Raw genomic sequence first — 20,443 nt, 5'->3', positions numbered from 1 at the left:
TCACGGGGGGGGGCCCGCCCGCCCCCCCCCCGCCGCCGCCCCGCACCCGGGACGGGGAACCGGTTCCCGGTCCGGGTTTGCCCGGCCCGTCAGGTCCTCGTCACCGGCACCCGCCACACCGGCGTCGTACCGCCCGCGCCGGAGCAGTCCCACTCCAGCCGGCCGCCGAGGTGCTCCGCGCGCTCCGCCATGTCGGTCGGACCGCTGCGGCGGCCCTCGGTCGTCGGTGAAGAGGACGGCGTCGGCGCGTGCGTGCCGGGCGGTGTCGGTGAGGGTTCGGGGAGGACGGCGACAGCGTGGTCGGTGATCTCCACGGGCACGCCGGTGTCGAGCAGACCCTCCGCGGGGACGCTCGGGCGAGGCCGAGCACCGGAGCCGGCTCCCGGCCACCCGTACCGCGCGGGACCGCAGACCCGTCCCCGCGTCGCCTTCCCGGGTCCGCAACCCGAAGATCGTCGACCTGGTGATCCTGGTGTCCCGTCCGGGTCGTCGACCGCGCGTGCCACGCGCTCCGGGCGATCTGCTCCTCGGTGACACCGGCGGTGTGGAAGGCGGACAGCGTCCAGAAGCACGGCCGCCTCCACGATGCTGTGCGCAGCCGGCCGGAGGCGGTGCACCCGGTCCCGGGGGCCACGGGTCGCGTCCGGCCGCGGCAGGCGTACGCGAACCCGCCGGGGCTCCTCAGAGGCTTCCCACCTGCTTCCTTTCGGGCACTTCGGGCGGGGTGGCACCGGCCGCTCCGGTCATCTGTCACGGTACCGGCCGACGGCCGGTGACCGCACGGGTTCGGGTACGACGCCGGGAACGGCACCCGGTGAGGCGGCACCCCGACGCGGAGCGGGGAAACGCGGCAGGCCCGTGGTCCGTACGGACCCGTGCCGGGGGCCGACCGGCCCTAGGAAAAGATCCGCCGCACGGGAGACAGTGACAACAGGAGCGGCACTGATCCCCCGCGGTGCCGCTCCGCACGTCCGCCCGCCGGCAGCGAGCGGTCCGCCACTCCCATGGAAGCCGTCATGGATCACGACCACCACGGGCCCGTCACCGCGGGCGAGCGCCGCCGCGTCGACCTCGACACCGACGAGGCGCTGCGCCTGCTCGGAAGTGTGTCCCTGGGGAGGATCGTCTTCACCCGGCACGCCCTTCCGACCGTGCGTCCGGTCAATCACGTCCTGGACGGCGGTGAGATCGTCGTCCGCACCCACGAGGGCGCCGACCTGAGCGCCTGTATACGGCGGGCGGACGGTCTCGGCGTCGTCGTCGCCTACGAGGCCGACAGCATCGACCCCGACACCCATCTGGGCTGGAGCGTGGTGGTGACGGGATACGCCCGCCTCGTCACCGACCCGGTCGAACTCGCCCGCTATCGGGCGATGGTGAGCCCATGGGTGGATCAGACCATGGACCTGGCGGTCCGTGTCCGTCCGGATCTTGTCTCCGGGGTCCTGCTCCGCGCGGACGGCCGCCCGGGCGACGTCTGAGCCGGGCCCGGGCGGCTCACAGCACCTAGCCGGGGACGATCAGACGGCGATCCGGCGTCCGGTGACCGCGGCCGGTTCGACGCGTATCCAGAGGTCACGCCCGCCGCCCGCCCACGGGGTGCTGAACGCCTGTTCGCCGAGCCGGCGGATCTCGTCCGGGTCGGTGACGGCACGGGCACGGCCGCGTACGAGCACGCTCCAGCCGCTGCTGAACGCGTCGTCGACGCGGTCGACCTCGAAGGCCACCGGCTGCCCGGCCGCCAGCGCCGGGGTGGCCCCGGTGGCTGTCCGGAAGACGATCGATCCGTCGACGACGCTGTAGTTGACCGGTACGACGACCGGGCCCGTGGCCATGGACACCGCGATTCTCCCGACACCGTGCAGGCCGAGCAGGGACCCGCACTCCTCCGCGCTGAGCTCGATGAACGCCGCGCCGCGGACTGCCCGTTCCGGGCCGGGCGGCTGGTCGACGGCCGCGCCGGCCAGCACCGGGACCGTGGTCTCCAGGGCGGCGGCCAGATGGAGGAGGGTGCCCCGGTCGGGGGCAGCGCCGGGATGCTCCTCCAGATGCTTCAGGTAACTGAGCGCCACGCCCGCCCGGGCGGCCGTCTCCTCCCGGTTCAGGCCAAGCTGTGCGCGTCGGGCGGCGAGCCGTCGTCCCAGGTCGCCCCGGGGCCGTTCCGCCGCCGGGCCGGCGCTGCTCCCTTTCCCTTCGGCCATGTCCCTCACGTCCTTTCGTCGGGCCGTGCGCACGGCGGCGGTCTCCTGCCGGATCCGCTGCGCAGGTCCAGCCTGAGCGCTGCCCGCGTCGACCTGCATGGGCCGGTCGGGTCACTTCGCTGGGCCGACGGGGTCCGTCGTGAACCGCGGCCGTGGGAGGTCTCCACGGGCTGAACGGCGCCGCCCGGCCGGTGACACGGAGCCACCGGCTTGTGAGGTACCGCGGTGAGCCAGCAGCCTCGGCTCGATGTGCTCCGGTCGCAGCGGCTCGGTCAGCAGCGGGTCGGCCATCGGGCAGAGGCGGCCCGCCGGTACGCGTCCACAGTGCGCAGCTCGTCGTCGGACAGTACGGTGGCGTCCTGGTGTTCGACCATGGACATGGGGGAAACTCCGGGGGTCACTGAGGTCATCGGGCGGTGGAGGCGGCATGGCCGGCGAACGGGCGGCAGAGCTGCCGCGCAAGACGTACGAGAAGGAACTGCTGCGTCTGCAGACCGAGTTGGTCAGGATGCAGGAGTGGGTGCGGGCGACGGGTGCCCGGCTCGTGGTGGTCTTCGAGGGACGGGACGCCGCCGGCAAGGGCGGCACGATCAAACGGGTGACCGAGCACCTCAACCCGCGCATCGCACGGATCGCGGCGTTGCCGAAGCCGACCGAGCGCCAGCGCACCCAGTGGTACTTCCAGCGGTACGTGGAGCATCTGCCGGCCGCCGGGGAGATCGTGCTGTTCGACCGTTCCTGGTACAACCGGGCCGGGGTCGAGCACGTGATGGGCTTCTGTACGAAGGAGGAGTACCAGCTCTTCCTGCGCCAGTGCCCGATCTTCGAGCGGATGCTGGTCGACGCGGGGATCCTGCTGCGCAAGTACTGGTTCTCGGTGAGCGACACCGAACAGCAGGAGCGGTTCCGCAGGCGGCTGAAGGACCCGCTGCGGCGCTGGAAGCTGTCGCCGATGGACCTGGAGTCGATCACCCACTGGGAGGCGTACTCCCGGGCCAAGGACCAGATGCTGGTGCACACCGACATCTCCGAGGCGCCCTGGTTCACCGTGGAGAGCGACGACAAGCGCCGGGCCCGGCTGAACATGATCGCCCACCTGTTGTCGTCGGTGCCCTACGACGAGGTGCCGCCGCAGGTGCTGGCGCTGCCCGAGCGGCCGCCGTCGACCGGGTACCAGCGCACGCCACGCGATCTGCAGACCTACGTCCCCGACCACGCGGCGAGTCTCTGAGCGGCCGGTCACCGCTGTCACACCGGCTCGGGCACGACGACGACCGGACAGGCCGAACGGTGTAGCACGCCGTGGGCGACCCGGCCCAGCTGGAGCCCGAAGGTCCGTGGCCGGCGCCGGGCTCCGACGACCAGGAGGCCGGCGCCGTGCGAGGCGGCGGCGAGCACGGACCGCGCGTGGCCTTCGACCGTACGGCGGTGCGTCTCGACGTCGGCGGGCAGGTTCCGCAGTGCCGCGTCCAGGGCCTCCGCCGCCTCCTGCTCATGGAGCCGGGCGAGCTCCCCGGACGTCCGGGGCTGATCGGTGGTCTCGTACACGGGGGTGCGCCACGCCCGTACGACGTCCAGGGGCACTCCACGCCGGCGGGCCTCCTCGTAGGCGAAGCGCACGGCCCGGAACTCCCTGCCGTCCTTCCCGACGCCCACGACGACCCTGCCGTACGGCGGAACCGCGACCCGGTCGTCCTGGCCGCCGCGCACGACGGCCGTCGGGCAGTGCGCGTGGCCGGCCAGGGTCAGGCTCACGGAGCCCAGCAGCGCCTCGGCGAGACCGCTGCGGCCCCGGGTGCCCGTCACCAGCAAGGTGGCGTCCCGGCTCTCCCGGACCAGGGCGTACTCGGGTTCCTCGGCGAGCACGTCGGTGGCCACCGTCACGTCGGGGTGCCGGCGGCGGGCGCGCCGGGCCGCGGTCCCGACAACGGCGTCGGCCATGATCTCCTCGGACGCCTGGTCCGGGTCCTCGGCGAGGTGGGTGCCCTCGTACCGCTCCCAGAGCGAGGCGTAGACCAGGCGCAGTGGCAGCCCGCGCAGCACTGCCTCGTCCGCCGCCCAGTCGACGGCCCGCAGGCTCGGTGCGGAGCCGTCGACACCGACCACCACGGGCAGGACGGCAGACATTCCGCTCACCGTCCGGCGTGGCGGCCGAGGACGATCCGGGCCTCGGCGCGGCCCGGTACCTCGGCTCGTACGACCGCTGGGCTCATGGTTTCCGCTCCTCGGAGTTACGGGGGTTCGGGTTCAGGGATGGGTCAGCCGTGCGGGACGACGGCGACGGGGGCGGTCGAGTGGTGGAGGACGGCGTGGGTGACATGGCCGATGTGGGCGCCGAGGCGGCCCGCGCGGATCCGCCGGCCGACGACGACCAGTGAGGCGTCGCGGGAGGCGTGGAGCAGGGCGGAGGACGCACTTCCGTGCCGGCTCGCCTCGGCCACCTCGACGTCCGGGAACTTCTTGCGCCAGGGGCGGAGTACCTCGGCCAGCCCGGCCGCCATGTACCGGCCGAAGGTGTCCTCGGGGTCGTAGCCGACCGCCATGGCGTACTCGTAGGTCGCAGGCAGGCTCCAGCCGTGGACGACCCGCAGCTCGGCGGCGCGGAGGGCGGCGCTGCCGAAGGCGAAGCCGAGCAGCGCCTCGTCCGGGTCCTCGGTGTCGAGCCCGAGGACGACGGGCCGGTAGGGCGCCGCCGCTGACGGGATGCCCGCGGGGTCCATCAGGTGCTCGTCGGCGGCCTGCTCCCCCGCCCGGACCAGCACCACGGGCCGCCGGGCGTGGGCCACGACACGCAGCCCGACGGAGCCGACCAGGAAGCCGCCGACACCGCCGAGGCTCCGGGAGCCGAGTACGAGCAGTTCGGAGGCGTCCGCCTCCTGGGTCAGCAGGTCTCCGGGGCGCCCCGCGAGCAGTTCGCCGAGCACCTCGACGCCGGGGTGGCGCAGGCGAAGGCCCTCGGCGGACTCCCGCCAGATGTTCTCGGTCCAGTTCTGCACGGTCTCGGGTCCGGCCAGCGGGGCCTGTGCGACATGGGCCGGGGCGGGCTCCCGGACATGGACGAGCCGCAGGGAGAGGCCGCGCAGCCCGGCCTCGCGGGCGGCCCATTCGGCGGCGGCCCGGCTCTCGGGTGAGCCGTCCAGTCCTGCGGTGACGGTGCGGACCACGATCTCCACCTCCTACGGTGAGGGTCCCGCAGGCGAGCGGTCCGCGCGCGCGGGGCGATTCCATCGTGGGGGCGGCGGGTGGCCGGGGGCATGGGCCGGTGGTCCCGGGGCAGGACCGAACGACCCCGGCCTGCCGGGGCGGTTGCGGCCCACGCGGGCGTCGGCGATGCGCCGGAGGCCGCCCGGCACCTGCGGGCACGGGCGCCGTACGGAGCCGCACGGGTGCCGAGTGGCCTTGCCGGAGGACAGGGCGGCCCATTTCCAGGCCGCGCCGTCGGGGACACGCCGGCCCGGCATCCTGCGCGCACTGCCGTCCGGACGCCGGGCGCCGCGCGGCCGATGCGGGCCGCCCGTGAGGAGTCCTTCCCGCGAGGCGCGCGCCTGTTCGACGAGGGCGGCCGGACCGGGCGGGCCGTCCTCGCGGCCCCCTCGTCCGTCCGCCAGGCCGTGCGGTACCTCCGCTACGGCCCTTCGGCCGCCACGCCCAGTTCGGTCGCCGCACGGACGGCGAACCAGACCTCGGTGAAGGCGGCGGTCGTGGTCAGGTCGCGGCCGGTCACCTCCCCGAAGCGGCGCAGCCGGTAGCCGAGGGTGTTGGGGTGGATGTGGAGGGCCGCGGCGGCGTCCTCGGTTCGCCGGTCGCGTTCCATCCAGGTGCGGACGGAGACCAGCAGCTGTGACCCGTGCGTCCGGTCGTAGCGCAGGGCCTCGCCGAGGACCTGCTCGACCAGCGCGGCCAGCAGCCTGCGGTCCTCGGGCAGCCAGCGTCCGGTGGCGTCCTCGCCGTAGTGGACGAGCGGTTTGCCCGCCTCCTCGGCGCGTCCGGCCGCCCACTCCGCCTCCTGCCTGGCGACCCGCAGCGGCTCGCCGACGGTGAAGGGCCGGCTCACTCCGCACACGGCGCCGGGCAGGTCGGCCAGGGCCTCGGTGAAGCCGGGTTCGGCCAGGACCAGCCGGTCGTCGCCGCGGCGCAGGGTCAGGTGGGGATGGCCGGAGAGCGCGACGCCCAAGTGCTCGTCCGGGGTGCGACGCACCACGGCCAGCACGACCGGCCGCTGTGCGTCCAGGCCGTGGTGGGCCAGCCGGCGCTGTGCGCCGGCCGGGTCGAGGGCGTCCTGAAGCATCTCGGCGAGGGTCTCCGCCCCCTCCCGGCGCAGCACCTCGCGTTCCTGGCGGACCATCGCGAGCCGCAGGGCGGCGACGGTGGCCAGGTGCTGGACGACGGCCAGTCCGGCGGGGCGGGCGCCGTCCTGTTCCAGGGCCACCAGGTAACCGGCGGCGCCGCCCGGGCCCAGGACGGGGAGTACGAAGCCGCCCGGCACGGTCGGCGGGGCGTCCGGGTTCGTCTGCACCGCGCCGTGGATGGTCATCATGACCCTGGGCTTCCTCACCCGCCGCGGCTGGTACGACCCCGACTCGCTCCAGGTCTTCAACCGCCGTCAGCGGGGCGGACGGTACTGGTTCACGCACGGCTGGAACTGGCGCGGCATGGCCGCCTGGCTGGCCTCGGCCCTGCTCGCGGTGCAGTTCGTCAACCTTCCCGGCCAGTTCGTCGGCGCCCTGGGCGACCTCGCGGGCGGCGTGGACATCTCCCTGCCGGTCGGTCTCGGCCTGGCCGCGGTGAGCTACCTCGCCCTGCTGTGGCTCTTCCCCGAGCCCCGTGCCGTCTTCGGCCCCGAGGGCCCCCGCCTGGTGCGGGCCGTCGACACTCCGGTGCCGCCGATCACGGCCGCCGACGGCGTGCCCGTCAGCACCCCCGAGCCGGCGGAGGTGTGAGCGGATGCGGCTGATCGACCTCTCCGTGCCGCTGCGCACGGGTATGCCGGTCTACCCCGGGGATCCGGAGGTGGACATCAGGCCCGCGCGCTCACCGCGGCCGTGGACGGCGTCAACGTCCTCCATGTGCGGATGGGTTCGCAGTCCGGCACCCACGTGGACGCCCCCTCCCACATCGAGGACGGCCTGCCCGCGCTGGACCGGCTGCCGCTGGACCGCTTCGACGGCCCCGCCCACGTCGTCGACGCCCGGGGCCTGCCGCCCCGGGCGGCCATCGGGGCGGACCTGCTGGCCGACGTGCCCGAGGGCCGGATCGTGCTGGTCGCCACCGGGTGGTCCGCCCACTGGGGCACCGACGCCTACCACGACCACCCCTACCTGGCGGAGGAGGCGGCCGCGCTGCTCGTCGCCCGTGGTGTGCGCACGGTCGGCGTCGACGCGCTCAGTGTCGACCCCACCCCGGGTGAGACCCTTCCCGCCCACCGCATCCTGTGCGGCGCCGGTGCCGTCATCGCCGAGAACCTCACCGGCCTCGCCGAGGTCCTCGACGCGCAGCGGGCCGGCCACGGCGTCCACGTCAGCCTCTTCCCCCTTCACCTGCCCGGCGCGGACGGCGCACCCGTCCGCGCCGTGGCCCGGATCGCGGAGCCGCAGCCATGACGAACGACCACGACGCCGTCCTCGCCGCGGCCGACGCGCTGATCGCCGCATTCGCCGAGAGCCGCACCGACGACTACTTCGGCGCCTTCTCGGCCGACGCCAGCTTCGTCTTCCACACCACCGGCAGCCGTCTGGACTCCACCCAGGAGTACCGCGCCCTGTGGCGTACGTGGAGCGAGGAGGACGGCTTCCGGGTCCTCGCCTGCGACTCGGCGGACCGCCGGCTCCAGCTCTTCGGCGACACCGCCGTGTTCACCCATTCGGTGACCACCCGTGTGTCCACCAGGGCCGGGGAGGAGACGGTGCACGAGCGCGAGACCATCGTCTTCCACCGCACCGGGGCGGGCGGCGACTGGCTCGCCGTCCACGAACACCTGTCGCCCGGCCCTGCCGCCACGGGCGCCTGAACCGTCCGGAGGGGGACTACTTCGGGCCGACTCCGTCCAGCAGGTTGCTCACGAGTCCGACGACGAAGTCGTCGGTGACGGGTTCGTCGGGGATGAGCAGCCGGTGGTAGACGGCGCCCCAGAGCTGGTCGACGAGGATCTGCACGTCGATGTCGGCGCGGATCTGACCGAGTTCCTGCGCCCGCTGCAGGCGCTCCCCCGCCAGCCGGCGCCGCTGCGACGAGTACAGCTTGCGGTAGGCGGTGGCCAGGTCCTGGTCCGTCTGTGACTCACCGATCAGTTCGGCCAGGATCCGGCCTCCCGGGGTCTGGGTCATGACCTCGGCGAAGGCGCGGAGCTGGGCGAGCACGTCGGCGCGGATGTCCCCGGTGTCGGGGAAGGCGAGCGTGTTCTCGACGGCGTGGAAGTAGCCGTCCAGGCAGAGCGCGCCCCTGGAGGGCCACCATTTGTAGAGGGTGGTCTTGCTGACGCCCGCCGCCCGGGCGACACGTTCGAAGGTGAGGTCGCCGATGCCTTCGCTGAGCAGCAGCTCCCCGACGGTGCGCAGCACGTCCGCCCGGACCTCCCCCGCCGGCCGGCGCCCCCGTCCGCGACCGTTGCCCTCCCCGGCGGCGGGTCGGCTGGCCTCGTTCGTCATGTGTGCTCCTGCTCGGTCGCCCGGGGGGCGTGTGTCGTGTCGTGTCGGTATCCGCGGTGGGCGCTGCCCCCGTCGAGTCTGCACGCTCATGTCCCGCGCGGGTGTCACGGAGCGATCCGCAGGCTCGCTATCAGCCCGTCGCGCAGGCGGAAGGTCAGGGGACCGGTGCCGTTGTGACCGTTGCCGGTCACGGTCAGGGTGGCGACATAGGTGTCGGACGACGTGCCGGGCTCGATCGCGTCCAGTACGAAGTGTGCCTGGACGCCGATGTTGTCGGTCCGGTCCCAGGCCCGCACGCCCTCGCGGCCGTGGTACTCGCGGCCCCAGTCGTCGAGTTCGGCGTCGTGGGTGAACGCGGCGGCGAACGCCTCGGCGTCACCTCGGTTGGTCGCCTCGACGAAGGTCTCGATGGCGGCGGGGATGTCGTCGGTGCTCATGCGGGGTGCCTCCTCGGTGGGTGGGGCCGGGACGCGGGAACCGGCGCCCCTCCTGCCGTTGCGCGACAGGCGTGTCAGCTCTGGACGGTGAGCAGGTCGGCGAGGCCGATGCGGGTGAGGAAGCCGCGGCGGATCCGGTCGGCGGTCTCGGAGACCTCCTCGGATCCGTCGTCGGCGGGGTCGACGTGCACGCGGTAGGGGCGCCGTCCGGCGGGCAGGGCGACGATGCGGGCGATCTCGTCGGAGACGAGCGACGCGGGGGCGTCCCCGGGAGCGAGGGCGGCGAGCTCCGTCGCCACCTGGTCCATCAGGCCCGGGTACCGGCTCTCGTACTCGGCCTCGACGGTGGTGTCGTCGGGGTGGCCCGAGTGGGCGAAGTGGTTGGTGCCGCTGGTGAACGAACCCGGGACGACGATCGAGGTCTCCACGCCCCAGCGGGCGAGTTCACCGGCGTAGGACACCGCGAGGGAGTCCATGGCGGCCTTGGCCGCGAAGTAGGGGGCGAGGTAGGGCGGGGTGCCGCCTTTGACGCTGCTGCTGGACACCCACAGGACCAGTCCCTGCCGGCGCCGGCGCATACCCGGCAGCACGGCGCGGTTGACGCGCTGGGTGGACAGGACGTTCACGTTGTAGAGCTCGGCGAGCTGCTCGGGGGTGAAGGCCTCGGCCGGCCCGGTCACCATGTGCCCGGCGTTGTGGATCAGTACGTCGATGCGGCCGTGCTCGGCCTCTATCCGGGCGGCGGCGGTGTCGACCGAGAGCTGGGAGTTCACGTCGAGCTCGACGGACCGCAGGTCGACGTGGTGCTCGTCGGCGTAGCCGGCGGCGGCCTGGACCTCGCGCGCGTTGCGGCCGGTGGTCTGGCGCATGCCCGCGTAGACGGTGTGGCCGGCGTCCGCGAGTGCGCGGGCGGTGAGTGCTCCGAAACCGCTGGAGGCGCCGGTGATGACGACGACGTGGCCGGTGGTGGACATGGGCGTGGTTCCTTTCCGCAGTGCTGGTGGAGGTGCTGGTGGAAGAGCGGGGTGGTGCGAGTGCGGCGGGGTCAGGCGAGTCCGCCGTTGGCGTAGAGAACCTGTCCGTTGACCCAGCGCGCGGGACCGGCCAGGAACGAGACGACCTCGGCGATGTCCTCGGGCCGGCCCAGCCGTTCGAGCGGGGTGGCCTTCTCGAAGTTCGCGATGGTGGCGTCGTCCTTGCCGTCCAGGAACAGCGGTGTGGCGGTGGGGCCGGGGGCGACGGCGTTGACGGTGACGTCCCGGCCGCGCAGCTCACGGGCGAGGATGAGGGTCAGCCCCTCGACCGCGGCCTTGCCGGCGACGTAGGCGCCGTAGCCCGGCAGCTGGGTGCGGACCACCGAGGTCGAGACGTTGACGATCGCGCCGCCCGGACGGACCCTGCGTGCCGCCTGCTGGGAGACGACGAAGGCGCCGCGGACGTTCGTGCGGTGCATCCGGTCCAGGTCGGCGAGGTCGAACGTCGCGATCGGCGCCAGGACCATGATCCCGGCGGTGTTCACGACCACGTCGATGCCGCCGAAGGCCGACTCGACCGCGTCGAAGGCCTCGCTCATCGCCTTCTCGTCGGCTACGTCGCCTCCCACGGCCAGGGCCCTGCCGCCGGCGGCGGTGATCGCGGCCACGGTCTCCTCGGCCCTGGCCCTGTTTCCCGCGTACTGCACGGCGACCGCGAAACCGTCCTTGGCGAGCCGCTCGGCCGCGACCCGGCCGATGCCGCCGGAGCCTCCGGTGACCAGGGCGACGCGGTCGGTGGTGGGGGTGCTCATCGTGCTCATGAGGGACTCCTTGTCCGAGGTGGCACTCAAATGAACTGCTCGTTCATATAACCACTAAATGAACGCGCCGTCCATATCTTCGGGGGCATGGGGCGGGCGGAGCGCCGCGCCCACCGGTGAGCCGTACACCGGACCGGGGCCGCGAGGACGACTGCTCGCCCACGGGACGGGACATGACGGTGTGTCGGATGTCAGACAGGCTTTTCCCTCACGTGTCCACCGCTTCACCCAGGAGCCTTCGCGTCGGCCTGGGATGGCAGGGCGGTGCGGGTATGACCGGTGGCGCCGCACAGGTCGAGTCGTACGTCGGGAGAGGCATGTCTGTCAGAGCCGAGACGTTCGGGTGCGCGGTACGGAGTGTGCGCCGGAGGGCCGGACGAGGTCTGGTGCTGGGGACCGTACTGACCCTGGTCGCGTTCGTTCCGTCGGCCGGCGCGAGCGCGCAGGCCGACGACCCCGCCGCGGACACGGTCGCGTGGACCACTCGGTACGTGGCCCCCGGCGTCGAGGTCCGTACCGGGGTGCTCAGCGATCCGCGGGCCGCCGGCGTGTGGACGGTCACCGTCCAGGCCCCGGCCGTCAACCGCCTCACGGGCGCCGCCGCCTGGGCCCCGCTGGGTGACCGCGGCTGGGCCGACACCACCGCCGGACAGTTGCGGGCCGCCGGTTTCACACCGCGCGCCGAGCGGGTGCCGTGGGACCAGTACACCGACACCCCGCACGGCACGATGGGATGGCAGGTCCGGGTCGGCCGGTACGCCACGCAGGCCGAAGCGGCGACGCTGGGCTCGGCGGTGTCGGCCGCCGGGTTCCGTACCTCCGTCGAGTGGACGGGCTACGACGGGCGCACGGGCACCGACGCGGAACGCATCCATGTCGCCGTCGTCGATCCGGCCCGGCTGCGCGGCACGGTCGAGGTGAGCGACGGCGGCGACACCGCGGACCGCGAGAAGACCTCGACGGTGGCCGCCCGCCTGGGCTCCCTGGTCGGCGTCAACGGCGGATTCTTCGTCACCTCCGACGCCGACGGCGTCCAGGGCACCTCGGCCGGACTGTCCGCGGTCCACGGCGAGTTGCAGTCCATGGCGGCCGGCGCCCGTGCCGCCCTGATCCTCGCCGACGGCGGACGGCACAACCGGGTCGCCGACCTGTCCACCACGGTGACCGTCCGTTCCGGCTCCGCCGTCCGCGCGGTGGAGGGCATCAACCGGGTCCCGGGCAAGGTGCGCAACTGCGGCCGCCCCGGCGCCGTGCCCACCGAACTCCCCCGCCAGGACGTCACCTGCTCGCTCGCGGACGACCTGGTGAAGTTCACCTCCGAGTTCGGGGCGCCACTGCCGGCCGGCGCCGGCGTCCAGGTGGTCCTGGACCGGCACGGTGTCGTGGTGTCCCGCGGCGACCGGGGCGGCTCGGTACCCGCCGGCGGCTCGGTCCTCCAGGGCACCGGGGCCGCGGCCGGCTGGCTCACCGAGCACGCCGCAACGGGCAGCCGGCTGAAGCTGCGGGAGACGGTCCGGGACTCCTCTGGCAGGCAGGTCCGGCTCGGTCCCGACGACAGCGTCGTCAGCGCGGCCCCGACGCTGGTCGAGGACGGCCGGGTCCACATCGACGCGGCCACCGAGGGCACACTCGACCCGCTCGACCTCTCCTTCGGGTTCGCCTGGTCCAACGTGCGCCAGCCGCGCACCCTGGCCGGCATCGACGGCCGCGGGCGGCTGCTGCTCGTGACCGTGGACGGCCGGCAGCCCGGTGTCAGCGAGGGCTTCACGCTCGCCGAGGCCGCGCGGTTCATGCGCTCACTCGGCGCGGTACAGGCACTCAACCTGGACGGCGGCGGCTCCTCCGCCATGGCCGTCGACGGCAGCCTGGTCAACGTCACGTCCGACGCCACCGGCGAGCGTGCCGTCGGCGACACGGTCCAGGTCCTGCCGCGCGCCGGACGGGACTGAGCCGGGGCACATTCCGGCCGCGCCGGGGGCATCCCCCCGGCGCGGCACCGGGATGTCCGACGCGCCGGCGGTGCCGGGCATGGCTCCGACGGGCTTCACGCCGGCACCGACCGCGCCGCGACGGGCTGCCGGCCCTCGTCAGGACCTGGCGGTCACCCTGCCGAGCTCGTCCAGCAGCTCCCGCATCAGGGGCGTCATGTCGGTCTCCGCGGCCGCCGCGAGCCACCTCTCGAAGCCGACCTTGAAGACGGCCACCCCGGCTTCCGCGGTCAGGGTCGCGGTGGGCTCCGGCACGCCGCGCCCGCGCAGGGCTTCGGCGAGGGCGGCCGCCAGCGAGGCGAGCTTGATCAGCTCGCGCTCCTGGAGCTCGGGGTGGGCGGCGACCACGGCCTGCCTGCGCAGGGCGTACTCGTGGCGGCCGGCGAACATCTCAGCCGCCGCGTCCAGTCCCGCCCCGAGCACGTCGAGCAGCGGGGCGGACGCCGGGGCCCGCACGACGGCGGCCACGAACAGCTCCTGGAGCGGCGAGCCCGCGAAGAGCACCTCGCGCTTGTCGGCGTAGTGCCGGAAGAAGGTCCGTTCGGTGAGGCCGGCCTGCCGGGCGATCTGCGCCACCGTCGTCTGTTCGTACCCCTGCTCCGCGTAGAGCTGCAACGCCGCTGCCGCCAGGCGCTCCCGCGCGTTCGGCTCCCATCTGCCCATGGCCCGAATCCTACGCGATGACAGTGACTGACATCGAGTGCTACCGTCGATGTCAGTCACTGTCATCGATAGTCAGGGGTTCCCCCATGCGTGTTTTCGTGACCGGCGCGTCCGGCTGGCTCGGCTCCGCCGTCGTTCCCGAACTCCTCGACGCCGGGCACCAGGTGGTCGGACTGGCCCGTTCGGACTCCTCCGCCGCCGCGCTCACCAGCGCCGGGGCCGAAGTCGTCCGCGGCACCGTCGACGATCTGGACGTGCTGCGCGCGACCGCCGCCGCGTCGGACGGCGTGATCCATCTCGCCTTCAAGCACGACATCGCCTTCAGCGGCGACTTCCGAGGGGCGGCCGAGGCGGACCGCCGGGCCGTGGACGCGTTCGGCGAGGTGCTGGCCGGTTCGGACCGGCCCTTCGTGCTCGCATCGGGCCTGCTCGGGCTCACTCCCGGGCGACTGGCCACGGAGCGGGACATGCCGGCGGTCGACGGCTCGCCGGTCTCCGAACGGCAGGCCACCGCCATGGCGGCGCTGGAACTGGCCGCGCACGGCGTGCGTTCCTCGGTGGTCCGGCTCGCGCCCACCTGCCACGGCGAGGGCGACAACGGATTCATGGCGGCACTCGTGGGGATCGCCCGGGAGCGGGGCGCCTCCGGGTACGTCGGCGACGGCGCCAACCGGTGGCCCGCCGCGCACCGGCTCGACGTCGGCCGGCTGTTCCGGCTGGCCGTGGATAGGGCGCCGGCCGGTTCGGTGCTGCACGGCGCGGGCGAGGAGGGCGTGGCGATCCGCGACGTCGCCGAGGTGATCGGACGTCACCTGGACGTGCCGGTCGTCTCCGTGCCGCCCGCGGACGCGGCCGAACACTTCACCTGGCTGGGCGGCTTCATCGGCATGCACAACCCGGCCTCCAGCACGGCCACCCGTGAACTGCTGGACTGGCGGCCGGCCCACCCGGGCCTGCTGGAGGACCTGGACAAGGGCCACTACTTCGGCCCGGCCGTCTGACCCGGGCGGGCGGCCGGGGCCCACTGCCGGTCGCCCGCAGAGCGGGTGCCGGGTGCTGCGGCGCACCCGGCACCGGCGTGCGCTCACGCGGGGCTTCGCGTCACCTTCGCCAGAACAGGTGGTGCGTCACGCCGCTCGGGCTCGGTACGACCTCCAGATGGAAGCGGTCGAGCAGCTCGTCGGGGGACTCCCAAAGCCGCAGCCCCGGCCCTAGCTTCACCGGCGAGACGACCACGTGCATGGTGTCGACCAGGCCCGCGTCGAGAAACTGCCGGACCGTGGACACCCCGCCGCCGAGCCGCACGTCCCGGCCCTGCGCCGCTTCCCGCGCCCGTTCGAGGACCGCGGCCGCGTCGCCGTCGACGAAGTGGAACGTGGTGTCGGAGAGCGTGAACGACGGACGCTCGTGGTGGGTCATGACGAACACCGGCGTACGGAACGGCGGTTCCTCACCCCACCAGCCGCGCCACTCGTCGTCGGACCACGGCCCGCGCTGGGGCCCGAACTTGTTGCGGCCCATGATCTCGGCGCCGATGTTGCGCGCGAAGTCCCGGGTGAAGCAGTCGTCGAGGCCCCGGCTGCCACCGGGTTCCGTGCGCATCGGCCAGCTCGCCGTGGCTCCCGCCCAGGCGAACAGTCTCTGGGCACCGTCGAGACCGAACGGCCGCTCAAGACTCTGCTGCTCACCCGCGCCGACACCGTCGCTCGAGACGCAGAAATTCATGACTTTCAGCAGTTGATCCATGGGGTTCCTCGTCAGGTCCTGGTGCGTCGTCGTGCGGCGGGGTGCCGCACACCATGACGTCGAACGGGAGACGGCCGGATCGACAGCCGCCCACGACCGTCTCTCCGGCACGGCCCTTTTGCGGCCTTTACCCGGTTTGCGCCATCGGGTCAAGTCACGATCCCTCGGAACGTGACCCTGTCGTGCCCCTCGGGCCTACTTGAAGTGCGGGCCTCACCGGAAGGACATCCGGACCGTCCGCACTTTCCGGGGCAGGAACAGGAGCCCCCATCGACAGGAGAAATCCCATGAGCCGTGTTTTCCACACCAACAGCAAGATCCGTGCCGGCCGTCGTCACACCGACAGCGGCGTCCGTTCCAGGCGCCGGGGCCTCGGTCTCGCGGCATTCGCCGCATCGGCCGCGGTGATCACCGGGGGCATCCTCCTTCCCACGTCCGCCGCGATGGCCGCACCGATGCCCGCCGGGCATGTCGTGAGCCTCGTCCAGGGCGGCGGCGCCGGCGGGGACGGAGGCGCCGGAGGCGGCGGTCTCATCGGCGGAGGCGGTGGTTCCGGCGGCTCCGGCGGCGGCAGCGTCCTGGGGGCCGGGGGCGACGGCGGCAAGGGCGGCAACGGGGGCGCCGGCATCCTGTCCGGCGGCGGCGGGGGCGGCGGCGGGGGCGGGGGCGACGGTGTCGTCGGTGGTAACGGCGGCGCCGGCGGCAACGGCGGCACGGGTCTGTTCGGCGGCAGCGCCGGATCCGGCGGCTCCGGCGGCGACGGCATCCTCAAGGGCGGCAACGGCGGCAAGGGCGGCAACGGCGGCTTCGGTGTCTTCCAGGGCGGCAACGGCGGCAAGGGCGGCGCGGGCGGGCTGGGTCTGCTCTTCGGCGGCCTGGGCGGCAACGGTGGCGCCGGCGGCGGCAGCCTCTTCTGACCTCCCGTCCCGGGCGGGGTGCAGGCCGGCGGGCCTGCACCCCCGGCCCCGATCCGATCCGACCCGACCAACGAAAACGGAGAACCCCATGTCCAGAACTCTCTGGCGGCGGCCGCTCGTCCTCGCTGTCGCCTCGGTGGCCCTCGCCACCGGCACGGCCTGCGCCGCCCAGGCAGCCTCGTACCGCACTGCCGGCACCCACCACGCCGCCCCGGCCGACCCGCACCTCTGCGGCCACGGCGGGAAGGGCGGAGCGGGCGGGGAAGGCGGCAAGGGCGGTGCTCCCGGCCGGCCCGGAGAGCCCGGCAGACCCGGCCGACCCGGCTGCCTCGCGATCGGCGAGCTGCCCGACAGGAGCAGATCGGATCTCACGGGCCTGGACCGGACAAGGATCGTGCTGGCCGTGGAGTCGGGACAGGCGGAGAAGGACGACGTGATCAAGAAATACAAGATCTCCGAGAAGGAGTTCGACACCTGGGACAAACAGTTCCGTGAGGGGAACTGGGCCACACTGACCGGCCTGAATTCCCTGTTCGGCTCCTGAGGAGCTGTTCCCGGCCCGCACCGGCCCGGTGCGGGCCGGTGTCCTTCTGCCAAGCCCGAGCCTTTGGAAAGAGGATTGCCATGCGTACGCGCTCCTGGAAGGTCCGTCTCGGTCTCACGGTCTCCACCGTCCTGGCCGCTGGTGCGGCTGCGGCGGTCGCCTCACCGGCCGCGATGGCGGCACCGGTCCCGCAGGGCCACACCGCCACGTCGGCCGCGGCCACAGCCGCACCCACCCGGCAGCTTCCCGCCGACAGTGCCCGGCCGGGCGGCGGCAGTCTGTTCGGCGGCGGCCGGATCGTCACCGTCAAGGCGGGCGACGGCAGCGTCCGCATCGGGGACCGGGTGTGCGCGGGCAACTGCAACTCAACCGTCAACGGGAGCAACGGCGGCCACGGCGGGATCTGCGCCGGACTGTGCGACAACAGCGCCAACGGCGGCACCGGCACACCCGGCACACCTGGTCGCCAGGACACCGACGGCGGAACCGGCGGCAACGGCGGCAACGGCGGCAACGGCGGGATCTGCGCCGGGATCTGCACCAACAGCGCGGGCGGAGGCACCGGTGGGACCGGCGGTACCGCGGCAGGCACCGGCACCGGCGGCCGCGGCGGCAACGGCGGCGCGGGCGGTATCTGCCTCGGCCTCGGCTGCGGAACCGGCGTCATGCGCCCCATCGGCTGACCGGTAGGGTGCAGCCGTGGAACGGATCTTGGTGGTGGGGGTGACCGGCGCGGGCAAGTCCACGCTGGCACGTGCGCTGAGCGGCCGCCTGGGCCTGCCCTACCACGAGATGGACGCCCTGTACTACAACGGTCCCCAGTGGGCCACCAACGGCAACCTGGCCGCGGACGTCTCGCGGCTCACCGCCGGGCAGGGCTGGATCATCGACTCACTCGGATATCCCGAGGTCCGAGACCTGATGTGGGACCGCGCCGACACCGTGATCTGGCTGGACTACCCCAGACACGTCATCATGCCCCGCGTCCTGCGCCGCTCCCTGGGACGCACCGTCACCCGCGAGGTCGTCTTCGGCGGCAACAGGGAGACCTGGACCGGCTGGCTGCACCGCGACCACCCCGCCTGGTGGGCCTGGGCGCAGCACGCGCCCCGTACCCGCGAGATCGAGCGCCGTCTGCACGATCCGCGCTTCGCCCCGCTGCACACCCTCCGCTTCCGCCGCCCCCAGGACACCACGGCCTGGCTGGCAGTCGTGACCCCGGCCGGCAGCCGGTGAGGGCGCCCCAGGACCGCACCGCCGGACGGTAGGCGGCAGCGGGTCAGTAGTGGATCGGGCCGGCCTTCCCGCCGCCGACGGCGATCGACTCGCCGTTGATCGCCACGCTCAGCGGGCTGGCCAGGAAGGCGACGGTGCTCGCGACCTCCTCCGCGGTGACCAGACGTCCGATGCTCACCTCCGAGGCGAGGCGCCGTACGGCCTCCGTCTCGTCCACTCCCTGCGCCTCGGCCATGGCGGTGAACAACGCCGGGGACGCCTCGGTGATCGTCGCGCCGGGGTGGACGACGGTGACGTTGACGCCCTGGGGGCCGAGTTCGTCCGCCAGGTTCTTCGTCATCGCCGCCACCGCGACGTTGCGCACCGAGCCGATCACCGACCCGGTCTGCCGGGCCGCCAGACCGCTGACGTTGATGACGCGCCCCCAACCGCGCGCGGTCATCAGCGGTGCCACCGCCCGCACGCAGCGCAGGTAGCCGAGGACCTTCGTCTCCACCTCCTGGCGGAGCCGGTCGTCGTCGATGTCGGCGAGCGCACTGGCGAACCCCGAAGCGGCAGGGGTGGCGGCGCAGTTGACGAGGACGTCCACGCTCCCGAACTCGCCGGCCGCGCGCCGCACCAGTTCCTGTACGGACGCCTCGTCGGTGGTGTCCGTGACCACGGCCAGTGCCCGGCCGCCGTCGGCGACGATGCGCGCGGCCGCCGCGTCGAGCGCGTCCCCGCCTCTGGCGGCCAGCACGACCGCGGCACCTTCGGCGGCCAGCGCGCGGGCGACGGCGTGTCCGATGCCCCGGCTCGCGCCCGTGACGATCGCGCACTTTCCGGCGAGTTGCAGATCCATGCGGGAACGGCCTCCCAGGTCACCTGGCGGGTACGGGCCGCCAGTGTAGATCGCGTTCGCCCTGCGGACCTCGGCGGCTCCACCTGTCCCGCGGCGTCTCGTGGTCAGGTGCCGGCGGCCGGGAAGAGTTCTCCCACGGCCTGGCGCAGTGAGGTCGGCGGGCGGCCGAGGACGCGCGTGAGATCGTCGGTCTGCCGCTCCAGGGCGCCGGACCGGACCTGTCGCTCGAGCCAGCCGCTGACGCCGGGGAGGGGATCGCGTTCGCGGTGGCGGATGGGCCTGCCGTGCATGCGGCTGAGGATCCCGGCCAGCTCGGGGAACGTCCACCGGACGCCCGTGAAGTCGTAGGCGCGGCCCAGATGGTGGTCCTCGGTGAGCACGCGGGCGGCCGCCTCGGCGAGGTCGGCGCGGGAGGCGGTGTTGATCCCGTGCCCGCCGGTGCCGTCGGACAGCTCGCCGTCGGATACGGCCACGTGCAGCCCGGGGTTCAGGAACGCCTCGCTGTAGAAGGGATGGCGGAGCAGGGTGTGGGGCAGACCGCTGTCCCGGAGCGCCTGTTCGGTGACGTGATGTGCCGCGGTGAGCCCGTCGGCCCTGGTGCCGGCGTCCAGGAAGCTGGTGTAGACGACCGCGCCGACCCCGGCGTCCCGGGCCGCGTCGACGGCGGCCCGGTGGTGGCCGGTACGACGGGTCGGGTCGAGCTCGGGGGACGAGACGAGCAACAGCCGGTCGGCGCCCTTGAACGCGGCGTTCAGGGTGTCCGGCTCGTCGTAGTCACCGCGGCGGACCCGGACGCCCCGGGCGGCGAGATCGTCCACGCGATCGGGGGAGCGCACGGCGACGGTGAGATCCGTCGCCGGGATCCGGGCCAGCAACCGCTCCACGACCAGCCGCCCCAGTGCCCCCGAGGCCGCCGACACGACGATCACCCACGTCTCCTTCGTCCAGGCGGGATGACGGTGTGTCATCGACATGGGCGACCGTGGGCCGCCGTGATGACGAGCACACCCTGAACGACCCGGGCCGGTGCCGTCAAAGGCTTATCCGGAGCGCCGAGTCGTACGGCCGGCGTCGTCACCGCTGCCGCCGCGGCCGCCGCGGGCGACCTGCCCGGTGATCATCACGGCGAGGCCGGCCAGGAGGATCACGCTGCCGATCAGCGTGCCCGACTGACGGACACCGGGAGTGTCGATCACGAGGCCGAAGACGACCTGCCAGCACAGCGCGAAGGCGATGACGAGCTGGCCCCACCCGTAGACGCGCGGGGAGCGGACATGGCGTCGGTTCATGGGGAGCACCCAGCCGCGGGTGACCGAGGCGGCGCCGGAGGCGGCGATGAGTGCCGCCCCCAGCAGGGGCGCGATGGCCAGGTACAGCTTCATGGTCTCTCCCCCGGGAGTGTCCGCGTGATCATGGCACTTGCCACGGGGG

24 protein-coding genes and 1 pseudogene are annotated in these 20,443 nt (G+C 73.6%); 11 read left to right on the top strand and 14 right to left on the bottom strand.

Annotated features, from left to right (window positions below; translation table 11 throughout):
* Window positions 1-89: 89 nt before the first annotated feature.
* Window positions 90-314, bottom strand: a complete 225-nt coding sequence (locus ACFXI4_RS24865; RefSeq protein WP_384994611.1) for a hypothetical protein — start codon at window positions 312-314, stop codon at window positions 90-92.
* Window positions 315-1,016: 702 nt separating this feature from the next.
* Here ACFXI4_RS24865 and ACFXI4_RS24860 point away from each other — a divergent pair.
* Window positions 1,017-1,481, top strand: coding sequence for a pyridoxamine 5'-phosphate oxidase family protein (locus ACFXI4_RS24860; protein ID WP_384994608.1), 465 nt, complete (start codon window positions 1,017-1,019; stop codon window positions 1,479-1,481).
* Window positions 1,482-1,520: 39 nt separating this feature from the next.
* Here ACFXI4_RS24860 and ACFXI4_RS24855 read toward each other — a convergent pair whose 3' ends face one another.
* Entirely contained in the window at window positions 1,521-2,201 is a 681-nt protein-coding gene (locus ACFXI4_RS24855) for a helix-turn-helix domain-containing protein (RefSeq protein WP_384994605.1), read from the bottom strand.
* A gap of 427 nt (window positions 2,202-2,628) precedes the next feature.
* Between ACFXI4_RS24855 and ppk2 the strand changes: the two genes are divergently transcribed.
* A complete protein-coding gene (gene ppk2 / locus ACFXI4_RS24850; RefSeq protein WP_384994603.1) occupies window positions 2,629-3,432 on the top strand; it encodes a polyphosphate kinase 2 in 804 nt (267 codons plus the stop codon).
* 17 nt (window positions 3,433-3,449) lie between these two features.
* Here ppk2 and ACFXI4_RS24845 read toward each other — a convergent pair whose 3' ends face one another.
* From ACFXI4_RS24845 to ACFXI4_RS24835, 3 genes are all read right to left on the bottom strand, one after another.
* Window positions 3,450-4,328: a universal stress protein gene (locus ACFXI4_RS24845; protein WP_384994600.1), complete on the bottom strand. Its 879-nt coding sequence runs from the start codon at window positions 4,326-4,328 to the stop codon at window positions 3,450-3,452.
* 131 nt (window positions 4,329-4,459) lie between these two features.
* Entirely contained in the window at window positions 4,460-5,365 is a 906-nt protein-coding gene (locus tag ACFXI4_RS24840; RefSeq protein WP_384994596.1) for a universal stress protein, read from the bottom strand.
* A gap of 461 nt (window positions 5,366-5,826) precedes the next feature.
* Complete coding sequence (locus ACFXI4_RS24835; protein WP_384994779.1) at window positions 5,827-6,489, bottom strand: PucR family transcriptional regulator; 663 nt, start codon at window positions 6,487-6,489, stop codon at window positions 5,827-5,829.
* 223 nt (window positions 6,490-6,712) lie between these two features.
* Between ACFXI4_RS24835 and ACFXI4_RS24830 the strand changes: the two are divergent.
* The 3 genes and pseudogenes from ACFXI4_RS24830 to ACFXI4_RS24820 all read left to right on the top strand — a co-directional run.
* Window positions 6,713-7,141 (top strand): annotated as a pseudogene (locus ACFXI4_RS24830) (cytosine permease); the annotation flags it as partial.
* 132 nt (window positions 7,142-7,273) lie between these two features.
* Window positions 7,274-7,801 (top strand): cyclase family protein, encoded by a 528-nt coding sequence (locus ACFXI4_RS24825; protein ID WP_384994593.1) that lies wholly within the window; start codon window positions 7,274-7,276, stop codon window positions 7,799-7,801.
* On the top strand, window positions 7,798-8,208 hold the full coding sequence (locus ACFXI4_RS24820) for a YybH family protein (RefSeq protein WP_384994591.1): 411 nt from the start codon (window positions 7,798-7,800) through the stop codon (window positions 8,206-8,208). The genes ACFXI4_RS24825 and ACFXI4_RS24820 overlap by 4 nt, the downstream gene beginning before the upstream one ends.
* Window positions 8,209-8,224: 16 nt before the next feature.
* Here ACFXI4_RS24820 and ACFXI4_RS24815 read toward each other — a convergent pair whose 3' ends face one another.
* The 4 genes from ACFXI4_RS24815 to ACFXI4_RS24800 all read right to left on the bottom strand — a co-directional run bounded on the left by ACFXI4_RS24815 (window position 8,225) and on the right by ACFXI4_RS24800 (window position 11,068).
* Window positions 8,225-8,845: a TetR/AcrR family transcriptional regulator gene (locus ACFXI4_RS24815; protein WP_384994588.1), complete on the bottom strand. Its 621-nt coding sequence runs from the start codon at window positions 8,843-8,845 to the stop codon at window positions 8,225-8,227.
* 104 nt (window positions 8,846-8,949) lie between these two features.
* Complete coding sequence (locus ACFXI4_RS24810) at window positions 8,950-9,282, bottom strand: nuclear transport factor 2 family protein (protein ID WP_384994586.1); 333 nt, start codon at window positions 9,280-9,282, stop codon at window positions 8,950-8,952.
* Between the two features lie 74 nt (window positions 9,283-9,356).
* Complete coding sequence (locus tag ACFXI4_RS24805) at window positions 9,357-10,256, bottom strand: SDR family oxidoreductase (protein ID WP_384994583.1); 900 nt, start codon at window positions 10,254-10,256, stop codon at window positions 9,357-9,359.
* A gap of 71 nt (window positions 10,257-10,327) precedes the next feature.
* Window positions 10,328-11,068, bottom strand: coding sequence for an SDR family oxidoreductase (locus ACFXI4_RS24800; RefSeq protein WP_384994776.1), 741 nt, complete (start codon window positions 11,066-11,068; stop codon window positions 10,328-10,330).
* A gap of 326 nt (window positions 11,069-11,394) precedes the next feature.
* Between ACFXI4_RS24800 and ACFXI4_RS24795 the strand changes: the two genes are divergently transcribed.
* Window positions 11,395-13,026, top strand: a complete 1,632-nt coding sequence (locus ACFXI4_RS24795) for a phosphodiester glycosidase family protein (protein WP_384994580.1) — start codon at window positions 11,395-11,397, stop codon at window positions 13,024-13,026.
* Between the two features lie 138 nt (window positions 13,027-13,164).
* On the opposite strand, the gene ACFXI4_RS24790 is transcribed toward ACFXI4_RS24795, so the two are convergent.
* Entirely contained in the window at window positions 13,165-13,728 is a 564-nt protein-coding gene (locus ACFXI4_RS24790; protein ID WP_384994578.1) for a TetR/AcrR family transcriptional regulator, read from the bottom strand.
* A gap of 86 nt (window positions 13,729-13,814) precedes the next feature.
* Here ACFXI4_RS24790 and ACFXI4_RS24785 point away from each other — a divergent pair, with 86 nt between their 5' ends.
* Window positions 13,815-14,729, top strand: a complete 915-nt coding sequence (locus tag ACFXI4_RS24785; protein ID WP_384994576.1) for an SDR family oxidoreductase — start codon at window positions 13,815-13,817, stop codon at window positions 14,727-14,729.
* A 100-nt stretch (window positions 14,730-14,829) separates the two neighbouring features.
* Here the strand turns inward: ACFXI4_RS24785 and ACFXI4_RS24780 are convergent, their stop codons facing one another.
* Window positions 14,830-15,474 carry a dihydrofolate reductase family protein gene (locus ACFXI4_RS24780; RefSeq protein ID WP_384994573.1) on the bottom strand — a complete coding sequence of 215 codons (645 nt, stop codon included), beginning with the start codon at window positions 15,472-15,474 and terminating at the stop codon, window positions 14,830-14,832.
* 287 nt (window positions 15,475-15,761) lie between these two features.
* On the opposite strand from ACFXI4_RS24780, the gene ACFXI4_RS24775 reads away from it, so the two are divergent.
* The 4 genes from ACFXI4_RS24775 (at window position 15,762) to ACFXI4_RS24760 (ending at window position 18,171) form a co-directional block, all read left to right on the top strand.
* Complete coding sequence (locus tag ACFXI4_RS24775; protein ID WP_384994570.1) at window positions 15,762-16,391, top strand: hypothetical protein; 630 nt, start codon at window positions 15,762-15,764, stop codon at window positions 16,389-16,391.
* 88 nt (window positions 16,392-16,479) lie between these two features.
* On the top strand, window positions 16,480-16,935 hold the full coding sequence (locus ACFXI4_RS24770) for a DUF1153 domain-containing protein (RefSeq protein ID WP_384994568.1): 456 nt from the start codon (window positions 16,480-16,482) through the stop codon (window positions 16,933-16,935).
* Window positions 16,936-17,015: 80 nt separating this feature from the next.
* Window positions 17,016-17,618 (top strand): hypothetical protein, encoded by a 603-nt coding sequence (locus tag ACFXI4_RS24765; RefSeq protein ID WP_384994565.1) that lies wholly within the window; start codon window positions 17,016-17,018, stop codon window positions 17,616-17,618.
* A gap of 16 nt (window positions 17,619-17,634) precedes the next feature.
* The gene (locus ACFXI4_RS24760; protein WP_384994562.1) at window positions 17,635-18,171 is read left to right on the top strand and encodes an adenylate kinase; all 537 of its coding nucleotides are present in this window, start codon (window positions 17,635-17,637) and stop codon (window positions 18,169-18,171) included.
* Between the two features lie 43 nt (window positions 18,172-18,214).
* On the opposite strand, the gene ACFXI4_RS24755 is transcribed toward ACFXI4_RS24760, so the two are convergent.
* The 3 genes from ACFXI4_RS24755 to ACFXI4_RS24745 form a co-directional block, all read right to left on the bottom strand.
* On the bottom strand, window positions 18,215-19,012 hold the full coding sequence (locus tag ACFXI4_RS24755; RefSeq protein ID WP_384994559.1) for an SDR family NAD(P)-dependent oxidoreductase: 798 nt from the start codon (window positions 19,010-19,012) through the stop codon (window positions 18,215-18,217).
* A 104-nt stretch (window positions 19,013-19,116) separates the two neighbouring features.
* Window positions 19,117-19,941, bottom strand: coding sequence for an NAD(P)H-binding protein (locus tag ACFXI4_RS24750; RefSeq protein WP_384994556.1), 825 nt, complete (start codon window positions 19,939-19,941; stop codon window positions 19,117-19,119).
* A gap of 111 nt (window positions 19,942-20,052) precedes the next feature.
* Window positions 20,053-20,394, bottom strand: a complete 342-nt coding sequence (locus tag ACFXI4_RS24745; protein WP_362722688.1) for a hypothetical protein — start codon at window positions 20,392-20,394, stop codon at window positions 20,053-20,055.
* Window positions 20,395-20,443 lie beyond the last annotated feature (49 nt).

The sequence above is a fragment of the Streptomyces sp. NPDC059224 genome (assembly GCF_042754285.1).
In the GTDB taxonomy this organism is placed as follows: domain Bacteria; phylum Actinomycetota; class Actinomycetes; order Streptomycetales; family Streptomycetaceae; genus Streptomyces.
This window is presented reverse-complemented; position numbering and strand designations above follow the sequence as displayed.

Excerpts from the sequence above, each read along its gene's own strand:
- ACFXI4_RS24860 (WP_384994608.1), top strand. The coding sequence starts at position 1,017 with ATGGATCACGACCACCACGGGCCCGTCACCGCGGGCGAGCGCCGCCGC.
- ACFXI4_RS24855 (WP_384994605.1), bottom strand. The coding sequence starts at position 2,201 with ATGGCCGAAGGGAAAGGGAGCAGCGCCGGCCCGGCGGCGGAACGGCCC.
- ppk2 (WP_384994603.1), top strand. The coding sequence starts at position 2,629 with ATGGCCGGCGAACGGGCGGCAGAGCTGCCGCGCAAGACGTACGAGAAG.
- ACFXI4_RS24845 (WP_384994600.1), bottom strand. The coding sequence starts at position 4,328 with ATGTCTGCCGTCCTGCCCGTGGTGGTCGGTGTCGACGGCTCCGCACCG.
- ACFXI4_RS24835 (WP_384994779.1), bottom strand. The coding sequence starts at position 6,489 with ATGCTTCAGGACGCCCTCGACCCGGCCGGCGCACAGCGCCGGCTGGCC.
- ACFXI4_RS24825 (WP_384994593.1), top strand. The coding sequence starts at position 7,274 with ATGGGTTCGCAGTCCGGCACCCACGTGGACGCCCCCTCCCACATCGAG.
- ACFXI4_RS24820 (WP_384994591.1), top strand. The coding sequence starts at position 7,798 with ATGACGAACGACCACGACGCCGTCCTCGCCGCGGCCGACGCGCTGATC.
- ACFXI4_RS24815 (WP_384994588.1), bottom strand. The coding sequence starts at position 8,845 with ATGACGAACGAGGCCAGCCGACCCGCCGCCGGGGAGGGCAACGGTCGC.
- ACFXI4_RS24810 (WP_384994586.1), bottom strand. The coding sequence starts at position 9,282 with ATGAGCACCGACGACATCCCCGCCGCCATCGAGACCTTCGTCGAGGCG.
- ACFXI4_RS24805 (WP_384994583.1), bottom strand. The coding sequence starts at position 10,256 with ATGTCCACCACCGGCCACGTCGTCGTCATCACCGGCGCCTCCAGCGGT.
- ACFXI4_RS24800 (WP_384994776.1), bottom strand. The coding sequence starts at position 11,068 with ATGAGCACCCCCACCACCGACCGCGTCGCCCTGGTCACCGGAGGCTCC.
- ACFXI4_RS24795 (WP_384994580.1), top strand. The coding sequence starts at position 11,395 with ATGTCTGTCAGAGCCGAGACGTTCGGGTGCGCGGTACGGAGTGTGCGC.
- ACFXI4_RS24790 (WP_384994578.1), bottom strand. The coding sequence starts at position 13,728 with ATGGGCAGATGGGAGCCGAACGCGCGGGAGCGCCTGGCGGCAGCGGCG.
- ACFXI4_RS24785 (WP_384994576.1), top strand. The coding sequence starts at position 13,815 with ATGCGTGTTTTCGTGACCGGCGCGTCCGGCTGGCTCGGCTCCGCCGTC.
- ACFXI4_RS24780 (WP_384994573.1), bottom strand. The coding sequence starts at position 15,474 with ATGGATCAACTGCTGAAAGTCATGAATTTCTGCGTCTCGAGCGACGGT.
- ACFXI4_RS24775 (WP_384994570.1), top strand. The coding sequence starts at position 15,762 with ATGAGCCGTGTTTTCCACACCAACAGCAAGATCCGTGCCGGCCGTCGT.
- ACFXI4_RS24770 (WP_384994568.1), top strand. The coding sequence starts at position 16,480 with ATGTCCAGAACTCTCTGGCGGCGGCCGCTCGTCCTCGCTGTCGCCTCG.
- ACFXI4_RS24765 (WP_384994565.1), top strand. The coding sequence starts at position 17,016 with ATGCGTACGCGCTCCTGGAAGGTCCGTCTCGGTCTCACGGTCTCCACC.
- ACFXI4_RS24755 (WP_384994559.1), bottom strand. The coding sequence starts at position 19,012 with ATGGATCTGCAACTCGCCGGAAAGTGCGCGATCGTCACGGGCGCGAGC.
- ACFXI4_RS24745 (WP_362722688.1), bottom strand. The coding sequence starts at position 20,394 with ATGAAGCTGTACCTGGCCATCGCGCCCCTGCTGGGGGCGGCACTCATC.